At 74.1% G+C, this 12,286-nt stretch carries 11 protein-coding genes; all 11 read left to right on the forward strand.

Annotation, left to right across the window (positions count from 1 at the left end):
* Positions 1-110 precede the first annotated feature (110 nt).
* The 11 genes from argC (at position 111) to tyrS (ending at position 11,895) form a co-directional block, all read left to right on the forward strand.
* Positions 111-1,205, forward strand: a complete 1,095-nt coding sequence (gene argC / locus AC6CH9_RS13675; protein ID WP_498155365.1) for an N-acetyl-gamma-glutamyl-phosphate reductase — start codon at positions 111-113, stop codon at positions 1,203-1,205.
* On the forward strand, positions 1,202-2,413 hold the full coding sequence (gene argJ, locus AC6CH9_RS13680) for a bifunctional glutamate N-acetyltransferase/amino-acid acetyltransferase ArgJ (protein ID WP_498155366.1): 1,212 nt from the start codon (positions 1,202-1,204) through the stop codon (positions 2,411-2,413). The genes argC and argJ overlap by 4 nt, the downstream gene beginning before the upstream one ends.
* Positions 2,410-3,396 (forward strand): acetylglutamate kinase, encoded by a 987-nt coding sequence (gene argB / locus AC6CH9_RS13685; RefSeq protein WP_498155367.1) that lies wholly within the window; start codon positions 2,410-2,412, stop codon positions 3,394-3,396. Before argJ ends, argB begins: the two co-directional genes overlap by 4 nt.
* 50 nt (positions 3,397-3,446) lie before the next feature.
* A complete protein-coding gene (locus tag AC6CH9_RS13690; protein WP_498155382.1) occupies positions 3,447-4,754 on the forward strand; it encodes an acetylornithine transaminase in 1,308 nt (435 codons plus the stop codon).
* Positions 4,754-5,689 (forward strand): ornithine carbamoyltransferase, encoded by a 936-nt coding sequence (gene argF / locus AC6CH9_RS13695; RefSeq protein WP_498155368.1) that lies wholly within the window; start codon positions 4,754-4,756, stop codon positions 5,687-5,689. Before AC6CH9_RS13690 ends, argF begins: the two co-directional genes overlap by 1 nt.
* The gene (locus AC6CH9_RS13700) at positions 5,686-6,222 is read left to right on the forward strand and encodes an arginine repressor (protein ID WP_253051413.1); all 537 of its coding nucleotides are present in this window, start codon (positions 5,686-5,688) and stop codon (positions 6,220-6,222) included. The genes argF and AC6CH9_RS13700 overlap by 4 nt, the downstream gene beginning before the upstream one ends.
* A gap of 86 nt (positions 6,223-6,308) precedes the next feature.
* On the forward strand, positions 6,309-7,538 hold the full coding sequence (locus tag AC6CH9_RS13705) for an argininosuccinate synthase (RefSeq protein ID WP_087471855.1): 1,230 nt from the start codon (positions 6,309-6,311) through the stop codon (positions 7,536-7,538).
* A complete protein-coding gene (gene argH, locus AC6CH9_RS13710; RefSeq protein ID WP_498155369.1) occupies positions 7,535-9,022 on the forward strand; it encodes an argininosuccinate lyase in 1,488 nt (495 codons plus the stop codon). Before AC6CH9_RS13705 ends, argH begins: the two co-directional genes overlap by 4 nt.
* A gap of 40 nt (positions 9,023-9,062) precedes the next feature.
* Positions 9,063-9,728, forward strand: a complete 666-nt coding sequence (locus AC6CH9_RS13715; protein WP_498155370.1) for a uridine kinase family protein — start codon at positions 9,063-9,065, stop codon at positions 9,726-9,728.
* 25 nt (positions 9,729-9,753) lie between these two features.
* Positions 9,754-10,449, forward strand: a complete 696-nt coding sequence (locus AC6CH9_RS13720; protein WP_498155371.1) for a DNA-3-methyladenine glycosylase — start codon at positions 9,754-9,756, stop codon at positions 10,447-10,449.
* Positions 10,450-10,623: 174 nt separating this feature from the next.
* The gene (tyrS, locus tag AC6CH9_RS13725; RefSeq protein WP_498155372.1) at positions 10,624-11,895 is read left to right on the forward strand and encodes a tyrosine--tRNA ligase; all 1,272 of its coding nucleotides are present in this window, start codon (positions 10,624-10,626) and stop codon (positions 11,893-11,895) included.
* Positions 11,896-12,286 lie beyond the last annotated feature (391 nt).

Raw genomic sequence — 12,286 nt, forward strand, 5'->3', positions numbered from 1 at the left:
CCCACCGCGGACCCGACCACGCGGGCAAGAAACTCGACCCCACCGCGGACCCGACCTCGCGTACCGTCGACAGGACCTCCGACCCGACCGTTGCATAAGTATGTATAGTGATGCATATGACGATCAGAGTCGCGGTCGCGGGTGCGTCCGGGTACGCCGGCGGGGAGACGCTCCGCCTGCTCGCCGGGCACCCGGAGGTGGAGATCGGCGCCGTCACGGCGCACAGCAACGCGGGGTCGCTCCTCGGTGAGCACCAGCCGCACCTGCGATCCCTCGCCGACCGCGTGCTCCTGCCCACCAGCGTCGAGCACCTCGTGGGGCACGATGTCGTCGTCCTCGCGCTGCCGCACGGCGCGTCGGGCGAGATCGCGGCGCAGCTCCCGGACGACGTGCTCGTGCTGGACCTGGGCGCGGACCACCGGCTGGAGTCCGCGGCGGACTGGGCGTCGTTCTACGGGTCGGAGCACGCGGGCACGTGGCCGTACGGGCTGCCGGAGCTCCTGCTCACGCACGAGCCCGGCGCGGCCGCGAGCGAGACGAAGCAGCGCGAGCGGCTCGCCGGGGTGCGCCGCATCGCGGTGCCGGGCTGCAACGTCACGGCGGTCACGCTGGGCATCCAGCCGGGCGTGGCGTCCGGGCTCGTCGAGGGGCGCGACCTCGTCGCGGTGCTCGCCAACGGCTACTCGGGCGCGGGCAAGTCGCTCAAGCCTCACCTGCTCGCCTCCGAGGCGCTCGGCTCGGCGCAGCCGTACGCCGTCGGCGGGTCGCACCGGCACATCCCGGAGATCGCGCAGAACCTGCGGGCCGCGGGGGCCCCGGCCGTGAGCATCTCGTTCACGCCCACCCTGGTCCCGATGTCGCGCGGCATCCTCGCCACGGTGACGGCGCGGCTGTCCGACGACGCCGCGCGCCTCGACCCCGCGGCGCTCGACGCGCGCGTCCGCCAGGCCTGGGAGGACGCGTACGTCGGCGAGCCGTTCGTCCGCGTGCTGCCCGCGGGGCAGTGGCCGACGACGGCGATGACGCTCGGCGCGAACACCGCGCTCGTCCAGGTCGCGGTCGATCACGCGGCGGGCCGCGTCGTCACCGTCACGGCGATCGACAACCTCGTCAAGGGCACCGCGGGCGCCGCGGTGCAGTCCATGAACATCGCGCTCGGCCTGCCGCAGACGGCGGGCCTCACGACCGAGGGGGTCGCCCCGTGACCGTCACCACCCCGCAGGGCTTCCGGGCCGCCGGCGTCGCCGCCGGGCTCAAGTCCACGGGCGCTCGCGACGTCGCGCTCGTCGTCAACGACGGGCCGCTCGACGTCGCCGCGGCCGTCCTCACGACGAACCGCGTGTTCGCGGCGCCGGTCGCCTGGACGCGCCAGGCCGTGCGCGACGGGCGCGCGACGGCCGTCGTGCTCAACTCGGGCGGCGCGAACGCGTGCACCGGGCCGGAGGGCTTCGCGGACACGCACCGCACGGCGGAGCACGTCGCCGACGTGCTCGCGACGTCCGCGGGCGACGTGCTCGTCTGCTCGACGGGCCTCATCGGCGTCCGGCTGCCCCTGGAGAAGCTGCTCGCCGGGGTCGACGCCGCCGCGGCGGCGCTCGCGGACCCGGTCGCCGCGGTCGACGGCGGCGGTGACGCCGCGCTCGCGATCATGACGACGGACACCGTGCCCAAGACGGTCGCGGTGGTCCGCGAGGTCACGGACGCCACCGCGACGGACGGCGCCGCGACGTGGTCCGTGGGCGGTATGGCGAAGGGTGCGGGGATGCTCGCGCCGGGCCTCGCGACCATGCTGTGCGTGCTCACGACGGACGCGGTCGTCGACGCCGCGACGGCCGACGCCGCGCTGCGTGCCGCGACCCGCACGACGTTCGACCGCGTCGACTCCGACGGCTGCATGTCGACGAACGACACCGTGATCCTCCTGGCCTCCGGCGCGTCCGGGGTCGAGGTGACGCTCGACGAGCTCACGGACGCCGTGACCGAGGCGAGCGCGTCGCTCGCGCGCCAGCTCGTGGCCGACGCCGAGGGTGCGAGCCACGACGTCGCCGTCACAGTGATCAACGCGTCCAGCGAGGACGCCGCGGTCGCCGTCGCGCGCGCGGTGACGCGGTCCAACCTGTTCAAGGCCGCGATCTTCGGCAACGACCCGAACTGGGGGCGCATCGTGTCCGCCGTCGGGACCGTCCCCGAGGACGTCGCGCCGTTCGACGCGCTCCTGCTCGACGTGACGGTCAACGACGTCCAGGTGTGCCGTGCCGGGGGAGTGGGCGAGCCCCGCGAGCTCGTCGACCTCGCCGCCGAGCGCGAGGTGCGCGTCGAGATCGACCTGCACGCCGGCTCAGCGAGCGCGACCGTCTGGACCAACGACCTCACGCACGACTACGTCCACGAGAACAGCGCGTACTCCTCATGAGCGACCCGACCACGCCCACGCCCCACCCGGACGACGCCGCGTTCGACACGCGCACCGACCTGCGCCCCGAGCAGAAGGCCGAGGTGCTCGTCGAGGCCCTGCCGTGGCTGGAGGAGTTCGCCGGCGCGCTCGTCGTCGTCAAGTACGGCGGCAACGCCATGGTCGACGACACGCTCAAGGCCGCGTTCGCGGAGGACATGGTGTTCCTGCGGCGCGTCGGCCTGCGTCCCGTCGTCGTGCACGGCGGGGGCCCGCAGATCTCCGCGATGCTCGACCGGCTCGGCATCGAGTCCGAGTTCCGCGGCGGCCTGCGCGTCACGACGCCGGAGGCGATGGACGTCGTGCGCATGGTCCTCACCGGCCAGGTCTCGCGCGAGCTCGTCGGCCTCATCAACGCGCACGGCCCGTACGCCGTCGGGCTCTCGGGCGAGGACGGCGGCCTGCTCCAGGCCCAGCGCCGGCACGCGACCGTCGACGGCGAGCCGGTCGACGTCGGGCTCGTCGGCGACGTCGTCGAGGTGCACCCGTCCGCGGTCCGGGACCTGCTCGACGCCGGGCGCATCCCCGTCGTCTCGACCATCGCGCCCGACCTCGAGGACCCCACGCAGGTGCTGAACGTCAACGCCGACACCGCGGCCGCGGCGCTCGCGGTCGCGCTCGGCGCGAAGAAGCTCGTCGTGCTGACCGACGTCGAGGGGCTCTACACCTCCTGGCCGGACAAGGGCTCGCTCGTCGCGCAGATCTCGCGCTCCGAGCTCGCGGCGCTCCTGCCGTCGCTGTCCGCGGGCATGGTCCCCAAGATGGAGGCGTGCCTGCGGGCGGTCGAGGGCGGCGTCCCCGCGGCGACCGTGATCGACGGCCGCGTGCCGCACTCGACGCTGCTCGAGGTCTTCACCACCCAGGGCAACGGGACCATGGTCGTCCCCGACCCCGCGGGCGCACCGGAACCCGCGCTCACCACGACCACCGGAGGAGCCGCGTGAACGCCCTCGACCACCCGACGGGCGCGCCCGCGCCCGCACCGACGACCACCGTGACGGCCCCGGCCGACGGCTCCGTCGCCCAGTGGACCGACCGGTACGCGCATGCCGTCATGGACACGTTCGGCCCGCCGCAGCGCGTGCTCGTGCGCGGCGAGGGCGCGTACGTGTGGGACGCCGACGGCAATCGCTACCTCGACCTGCTCGCGGGCATCGCGGTCAACGCGCTCGGCCACGCCCACCCGACGCTCACGGCCGCGGTCTCCGCCCAGCTCGGCACGCTCGGGCACGTCTCGAACTTCTTCGGCACCCCGACGCAGATCGCGCTCGCCGAGCGACTGCTCGCGCTCGCCGAGGCGCCCGAGGGCTCGCGCGTGTTCTTCACGAACTCGGGCACGGAGGCCAACGAGGCGGCGTTCAAGATGACGCGCCGGACGGGCCGGACGCGCGTGCTCGCGCTCCAGGGTGGCTTCCACGGGCGGACGATGGGCGCGCTCGCGCTGACGTCGAAGGCCGCCTACCGCGAGCCGTTCGAGCCGCTCCCGGGCGGCGTCGAGTTCGTCGCGTTCGACGACGTCGCCGCGCTCGAGGAGGCCTTCTCGCCCGCGGTGGTCGCCGAGCGCGGCGAGGTCGCCGCGCTCGTCGTCGAGCCCGTGCAGGGCGAGGCCGGCGTGCGCTCGCTCTCGCCGGGCTACCTCGTCGCCGCGCGCGAGCTCACGGCGCGTCACGGCGCGCTCCTCGTGCTCGACGAGGTGCAGACCGGCGTCGGGCGCACCGGTTCGTGGTTCGCGTACCAGCAGCCCGAGGTGGGCGGCGGCATCGTGCCCGACGTCGTGACGCTCGCCAAGGGCCTCGGCGGCGGGTTCCCCGTCGGTGCGGTGGTCGCGTACGGCGAGCGTGCCGCGACGCTGCTCGGCCGCGGCCAGCACGGCACGACGTTCGGCGGCAACCCCGTGGCGGCCGCGGCGGCGCTCGCGACGCTCGGGGTGATCGAGCGCGACGGGCTGCTCGAGAACGTCCGGACCGTCGGCAAGCTCCTGCGCGCCGGCATCGCCGGAGCCGGGAACCCGCTCGTCGCGGGCGTGCGGGGGCGCGGGCTGCTCCTCGCCGTCCAGCTCACCCGGCCCGTCGCGGCGGACGTCGCGCGTGCGGCGCTCGACGCCGGGTTCGTCGTGAACGCCGTCGCGCCCGACGCGATCCGCCTCGCGCCACCCCTGATCCTCACGCCCGACCAGGCACGCGACGTCGTCGCGTTCTTCGAGTCGGTCACCGTGGACCCGACCGGTCCTTCCGCACCCGGCACCGCGGGCCCCGCACCCACGACCGCCCCCACGACCGCCCCCACGACGAGGAGCTCCTGATGGCCCCCCGGCACTTCCTGCGCGACGACGACCTCACGCCCGCCGAGCAGCGTCAGGTCCTCGAGATCGGCCTCGCGTTCCGCGACAGCCGCACGTTCCGTCAGCCGCTGGCCGGACCGCAGGGCGTGGCCGTGCTGTTCGACAAGCCGACGCTGCGCACGCAGCTCTCGTTCGCGACGGGCATCGCCGAGCTCGGGGGCTTCCCGGTCGTCGTGGACGGCCGGCTCGCCCAGGTCGGCGTGCGCGAGTCCGTCGCGGACGTCACACGCGTGCTCGACCGGCAGGCGTCGGCGATCGTGTGGCGCACGTTCGGCCAGGACCGGATCGAGGAGATGGCGGCGATCAGCCGGGTCCCGGTCGTCAACGCGCTCACCGACGACTTCCACCCGTGCCAGATCCTCGCGGACCTCCTGACGATCGCCCAGCTCCGCGGCGGCACCGGAGCGCTCGCGGGCCAGACGCTCGCGTACGTCGGCGACGGCGCGAACAACATGGCGCACTCCTACCTGCTCGGCGGCGCGACCGCGGGCCTGCACGTGCGGGTCGGCACGCCGGACGGGTACCCGCCGCACCCGGTCTTCGTGGCCGACGCCGAGCGGATCGCGGCCGAGACCGGAGGCTCGGTGCTCGTCACGTCCGACCCGGTCGAGGCCGTCGCGGGCGCCGACGTCGTCGCGACCGACACGTGGGTGTCGATGGGGGACGAGGCCGAGGCCGAGCAGCGTGCGCTCCCGTTCGTGCCCTACCAGGTGAACGACGACCTCCTCGCGCACGCCAAGGACGACGCGATCGTGCTGCACTGCCTGCCCGCCTACCGCGGCAAGGAGATCACCGCCGAGGTGATCGACGGCCCGCGCTCGGCCGTGTGGGACGAGGCCGAGAACCGCCTGCACGCGCAGAAGGCGCTGCTCACGTTCCTCCTGGAGCGGTCGTGACCGAGGCCCGCACGGCGACCACGAAGACGGCGCGCCACGCGCGCATCGCCGAGATCGTGCGCCGCACCGAGATCCACTCGCAGGCCGAGCTCGCGCGCGAGCTCGAGCGCGAGGGGCTGTCGGTGACGCAGGCGACGCTCTCGCGCGACCTCATCGAGCTGCGCGCCGAGAAGGTGCGCGGCGCGTCGGGCGCGCTCGTCTACGCGGTGCCGGGGGAGGGCGGCGACCGCAGCGTGCAGACCGCGGAGTCGCCCGAGTACCTCGCGGCCCGGCTCGCGCGCCTGTGCTCCGAGATGCTCGTCTCCGCAGAGGCGTCGGCGAACCTCGTGGTCCTGCGCACGCCCCCCGGCGCGGCGAACTACCTCGCGTCCGCGATCGACCACTCCGTGCTCCCGCACGTGCTCGGCTGCATCGCGGGCGACGACACGATCCTCGTCATCGCGCGCGACCCCGACGGCGGTGCCGAGCTCGCGCGTCGCTTCCTCGAGCTGTCCGGGCCCCACGGCGGGCCCGTCCCCGGCACGCCGGACTGACCGCCGTCGGACCATCCCCCGCGCGGCGGACCGCCCTGCGAGACTGGACCCCGGACCCCACCCGCTCGTCACAGAAAGAGACCGTCATGACTGAACGCGTCGTGCTCGCCTACTCGGGCGGCCTGGACACGTCGGTGGCCATCGGCTGGATCGCCGAGGCCACGGGCGCCGAGGTCGTCGCCGTCGCGGTCGACGTCGGCCAGGGCGGGGAGGACCTCGAGGTCATCCGGCAGCGCGCCCTCGACTGCGGCGCCGTCGAGGCGTACGTCGCCGACGCGCGCGACGAGTTCGCCGCCGAGTACTGCATGCCCGCGCTGCGCGCGAACGGCCTCTACCTCGACCGCTACCCGCTCGTCTCCGCGATCTCGCGCCCGGTCATCGTCAAGCATCTCGTGCGCGCGGCGCGCCAGTTCGGCGCGACGACCGTTGCGCACGGCTGCACGGGCAAGGGCAACGACCAGGTGCGCTTCGAGGTCGCGACGACGTCGCTCGCGCCGGAGCTCAAGACGATCGCCCCCGTGCGCGACCTCGCGCTCACGCGCGAGAAGGCCATCGAGTACGCCGAGAAGCACTCCCTGCCGATCGCGACGACCAAGCACAACCCGTTCTCGATCGACCAGAACGTCTGGGGCCGCGCGGTCGAGACCGGCTTCCTCGAGGACATCTGGAACGCCCCGACCAAGGACGTCTACAACTACACCGACGACCCGACGTTCCCGCCGGTCGCGGACGAGGTCGTGGTCACGTTCGAGCAAGGCATCCCCATCGCGCTCGACGGCGTCGCGGTGACGCCGTTGCAGGCGATCCAGGAGATGAACCGGCGCGCGGGCGCGCAGGGCGTCGGGCGCATCGACATCGTCGAGGACCGCCTCGTGGGCATCAAGTCGCGCGAGGTCTACGAGGCGCCGGGCGCCATCGCCCTCATCGCCGCGCACCAGGAGCTCGAGAACGTCACCCTCGAGCGCGAGCAGGCCCGCTTCAAGCGTGGCGTCGAGCAGCGCTGGACCGAGCTCGTCTACGACGGCATGTGGTTCAGCCCGCTCAAGCGCTCGCTCGACGTCTTCATCGACGACACGCAGCGCTACGTCTCGGGCGACGTGCGCCTCGTGCTGCACGGGGGGCGCGCGACCGTCACCGGCCGACGCTCGGAGGCGAGCCTGTACGACTTCAACCTCGCGACGTACGACGAGGGCGACTCGTTCGACCAGTCACAGGCCAAGGGATTCATCGAGATCTACGGTCTCACCGCGAAGCTCGCCGCCGCGCGCGACGAGAAGTTCGGCAACGGTGTGGACCTCGGGGCAGGAGCACTGTGAGCACGCACGACCAGCAGGGACCGGAGACCACCACGCCCGTCGAGGACGGCGCGGCGGCGGCGCAGGCCGACGGCGGGGGAGGGCGCGTGAGCCTGTGGGGCGGCCGCTTCGCGGGCGGGCCCGCCGACGCGCTCGCCGCGCTGAGCAAGTCGACGCACTTCGACTGGCGCCTCGCGGGCCAGGACGTCGCGGGCTCCAAGGCCCACGCGAAGGTCCTGCACGCGGCCGGCCTGCTCGACGACGACGAGCTCGACGGCATGCTCGCGGCACTCGAGCGCCTGCGCGAGGACGTCGCGTCGGGCGCGTTCGTCGCGGCCGACGACGACGAGGACGTGCACACCGCGCTCGAGCGCGGCCTCATCGAGCGGGCCGGTCCCGAGCTCGGCGGCAAGCTGCGTGCGGGACGGTCGCGCAACGACCAGATCGCGACGCTCACGCGCATGTACCTGCGCGACGAGGCGCGCACGATCGCGGGCCTGGTGCTCGACGTCGTCGACGCGCTGATCGAGCAGGCCGCCGCCCACCCCGGCGCCGCCATGCCCGGCCGCACGCACCTCCAGCACGCCCAGCCGGTGCTCCTCGCGCACCACCTGCTCGCCCACGCGTGGCCGCTGCTGCGCGACGTCGACCGACTCATCGACTGGGACGTGCGCGCCGCGCGCTCGCCGTACGGGTCGGGGGCGCTCGCGGGATCGTCGCTGGGCCTGGACCCGTCGGCCGTCGCCGCCGAGCTCGGGTTCGACGGCCCGGTCGAGAACTCGATCGACGGCACCGCGTCGCGCGACGTCGTCGCGGAGTTCGCGTTCGTCGCGGCGATGCTGGGCGTCGACCTCTCTCGGCTCGCGGAGGAGGTCATCCTCTGGGCGACCAAGGAGTTCGGCTTCGTGCGCCTGCACGACTCCTACTCCACGGGGTCGAGCATCATGCCGCAGAAGAAGAACCCCGACGTCGCCGAGCTCGCGCGCGGCAAGGCGGGCCGCCTCATCGGCGACCTCGCGGGCCTGCTCGCGACGCTCAAGGGCCTGCCGCTCGCGTACAACCGCGACCTCCAGGAGGACAAGGAGCCGGTGTTCGACCAGGTCGACACGCTCGAGGTGCTCCTGCCCGCGTTCTCCGGCATGGTCGCGACCCTCGAGTTCGACACCGACCGCATGGCGTCGCTCGCGCCGCAGGGCTTCTCGCTCGCGACGGACGTCGCCGAGTGGCTCGTGCGCGAGGGCGTGCCGTTCCGTGTCGCGCACGAGGTCGCGGGCGCGTGCGTGCGCGCGTGCGAGGAGCGCGGCATCGAGCTGTGGGACCTCTCGGACGACGACCTCGCGTCGATCTCGGAGCACCTCACGCCGGGCGTGCGCGACGTGCTGAGCGTGGAGGGCTCGCTCGCGTCGCGTGACGCCGTGGGCGGCACGGCCCCGGTCCGGGTCGCCGAGCAGCTCGAGACGGCGAAGGAGCGCTCGGCCGAGTACCGCTTCTGGGCGCAGGGCTGACGAGCCTCGTGCTGACGGTGCCCGCGCCGGGGGTGCGCGCGTGAGCGTCGACCGGGAGGTCCTCGCGGACCTCGTGCGACGCGTGCGCGACGCCGTCCCGCGCCTCGGCCCGTCGCCCCGCGCGGGCGACGGGCCCGCGGGGGGCAGCGCGACGCCGTCGGGCACGCGGCTCGTGGTGGTCGACGGGCCGGCGGGCTCGGGCAAGACGACGCTCGCCGCGCAGCTCGGCGACGCGCTGCCCGCGCAGGTGCTCCACATGGACGACCTGTACGAGGGCTGGCGCGGGCTCGAACCGGCGTGGGGCCGCCTCGCGGAGTGGGTCCTCGCCCCTCTCGCGGCGGGACGCTCGGGGCGGTACCGCCGGTTCGACTGGGCGCTCGACCGCTTCGCCGAGTGGCACGACGTCGCCCCGGCGCCCTTCCTCGTCGTCGAGGGCTGCGGGGCGGGTCGCCGCGAGGCGGACGACGTCGCCGCGCTGCGCGTGTGGGTCGAGGCCCCGGACGACGTGCGCCTTCGCCGGGGGCTCGACCGGGACGGCGAGGACCAGCGCGCGCACTGGCTCGCCTGGATGGCCGACGAGCGCGAGCACTACGCGCGCAACGCCTCGCGAGAGCGGGCCGACGTCGTCCTCGACGGCTGGGGGAACGTCGTGCGCGCGAGCGAGCGGCCGTCGCGCCAGGGCTCGGGTGACGGTGGCGAGGCGTAGATTGCCCACGACGGAAGGTGGTGCGATGTCGACGGACGCCGTGACGCAGACGACGGGGAGCGGGGAGTCCCGCCCCGTCGGACCGTGGGACGTCCCGGCCCGGGCGTGGTACGCGCGTGACGTCCACGAGGTCGCCCGCGACCTGCTCGGGTCGTTCCTCACCCGACGCAGCGACGACGGCGACGTCACCCTGCGGATCACCGAGGTCGAGGCGTACGACGGCGAGCGAGACCCGGGCTCTCACGCCTTCCGCGGACGCACGGAGCGCAACCGCGCGATGTTCGGCGAGCCCGGCCGGCTGTACGTCTACCGGCACCTGGGCCTGCACCACTGCGTCAACGTGGTCTGCGGGCAGGTCGGCCGCGCGTCCGCCGTCCTGCTGCGCGCGGGCGAGGTGACCGACGGCGTCGACCTCGCGCGGTCCCGCCGGCTCGCCGCCGGACGGTGCGACTCCGACCGCCAGATCGCCCGGGGTCCCGCGCGCCTCGCGGTCGCGCTCGATCTCGACCTGCGCCACTACGGTGCCGAGCTGACGAACCCCGAGGGCGAGCTCGTGCTGCACCGTGCGACCGCCTCGACGCTGCGCCCGGCGATCGCGACGGGCCCGCGCGTCGGCGTCTCCGGCGACGGGGGAGACGGAGACCTGTACCCGTGGCGCTCGTGGCTCGCGGGGGACCCGACGGTCTCGGCCTACCGCCGCGTGAGCGCCAGGGCGCGATGAGTCGCGCCGCCGGGCCGCGGGGTGCGGCCATGACGGCGTCGCGGCCGGTCTGACGAGCCGGCCGTCCCGTGGGCGGTGGCCGACGACGGCCGCGCGGCACGGCAGACTAGGACCCGCCTCCCGCACGGGCGGCGAAGCACGTGCCCGGACCGGGCACTCGACGAAGGAGCAGAAGTGAGCGACGTTCTCGACGAGCTGCAATGGCGGGGCCTGGTGGCGCAGTCCACCGACGAGGCCGCGCTGCGCGCCGCGCTGGCCGAGGGCCCGATCACGTATTACTGCGGCTTCGACCCGACGGCGCCGAGCCTGCACCACGGCCACCTCGTGCAGCTCGTCGTGCTGCGTCACCTCCAGCTCGCGGGCCACCGCGCCGTGGCGCTCGTGGGCGGGGCGACGGGCATGATCGGCGACCCGCGCCAGTCGGGCGAGCGGGTCCTCAACACCAAGGAGACCGTCGCGGAGTGGACCGAGCGGCTGAAGGCGCAGGTGTCGCGGTTCCTCGACTTCGAGGGCGACAACCCTGCCCGGCTCGTGAACAACCTCGACTGGATCTCCGAGCTGTCGGCGATCGACTTCCTGCGGGACGTCGGCAAGCACTACCGGCTCGGCACGATGCTCGCGAAGGACACCGTCGCGCGCCGCCTGCGCTCGGAGGAGGGCATCAGCTTCACCGAGTTCAGCTACCAGATCCTCCAGGGGATCGACTTCCTCGAGCTGTACCGCCGGCACGGCGTGTCACTCCAGACGGGGGGCAACGACCAGTGGGGCAATCTGCTCTCGGGTGTCGAGCTCATCCGCAAGACCGAGGGTGCGGCCGTGCACGTGCTGACCACGCCGCTCATCACCAAGGCCGACGGCACCAAGTTCGGCAAGACGGAGGGCGGGGCGGTCTGGCTGGCGCCCGACATGATGAGCCCGTACGCCTTCTACCAGTACTGGCTCAACGCCGCGGACGAGGACGTGGTGGGCTGGCTGAAGATCTTCACGTTCCGCACGCGCGAGGAGATCGCCGAGCTCGAGGCCGCCGTGCGCGAGCGGCCCGGTGCCCGCGAGGCGCAGCGCGCGCTCGCGTCGGACGTCACGACGCTCGTGCACGGGGCGGAGGCCACGGCGGCAGTGATCGCCGCGAGCCAGGCGCTCTTCGGCCGGGGCGAGCTCGCCGGCCTGGACGCGGGGACCCTGGAGGCCGCGGTCGCCGAGCTGCCGCGCACGACGGCGCAGGTGGGCGACACGATCGTCGACCTGTTCGCGGCGTCGGGGCTCGTCGCCTCGAAGGCGGCCGCGCGCCGTGCGGTGGCCGAGGGTGGGGCGTACGTCAACAACGTCAAGGTGACGAGCGAGGACGCCGTCCTCGCGGCGGAGGACCTGCTGCACGGGCGGTTCGCCCTCCTGCGCCGGGGGAAGAAGACGCTCGGGGTCGCGGTCGCGGACGCCGCTGCCGGCTGAGCAGCCACGTCGCCCTGAGACCGAAGGGGCCGGACCGCGTCGAGCAGTCCGGCCCCTTCGGCGTCTCGTCGCTGCACACGGACCGTGCGGCCGCCCGTCGCGACCCGTAGGGGGCGCCGAACGGCGCCACCGGGCGGGTACCGGGGGTGCGCAGCGCATGGATTTGGCACCCGGGCAGAGCGCGTGTAGTGTTCTCGACGTTCGCCCGGCAGGGAGGAACGGACACCGAGTCTCGATCGCACGAGACGGTGGCTGGTCCCCCGGGCGGTCTCCCTCGAGCAGGACACGGAGCCTCGCGCGCCGTGACATGATCGGGGCTGCTGGTTCCCCGGCTCCATCCGCTCGGATCACCGAGTTGGAGAGGGCGCTGAGGATCTGGTAGATTAGAGAA

The sequence above is a fragment of the Cellulosimicrobium sp. GQ32 genome, from assembly GCF_059758455.1.

Bases quoted from the DNA above. Each gene is read 5' to 3' on its own strand.
- argB (WP_498155367.1), top strand. From the start codon at position 2,410: ATGAGCGACCCGACCACGCCCACGCCCCACCCGGACGACGCCGCGTTC.
- AC6CH9_RS13720 (WP_498155371.1), top strand. From the start codon at position 9,754: ATGTCGACGGACGCCGTGACGCAGACGACGGGGAGCGGGGAGTCCCGC.
- AC6CH9_RS13705 (WP_087471855.1), top strand. From the start codon at position 6,309: ATGACTGAACGCGTCGTGCTCGCCTACTCGGGCGGCCTGGACACGTCG.
- argF (WP_498155368.1), top strand. From the start codon at position 4,754: ATGGCCCCCCGGCACTTCCTGCGCGACGACGACCTCACGCCCGCCGAG.
- argC (WP_498155365.1), top strand. From the start codon at position 111: ATGCATATGACGATCAGAGTCGCGGTCGCGGGTGCGTCCGGGTACGCC.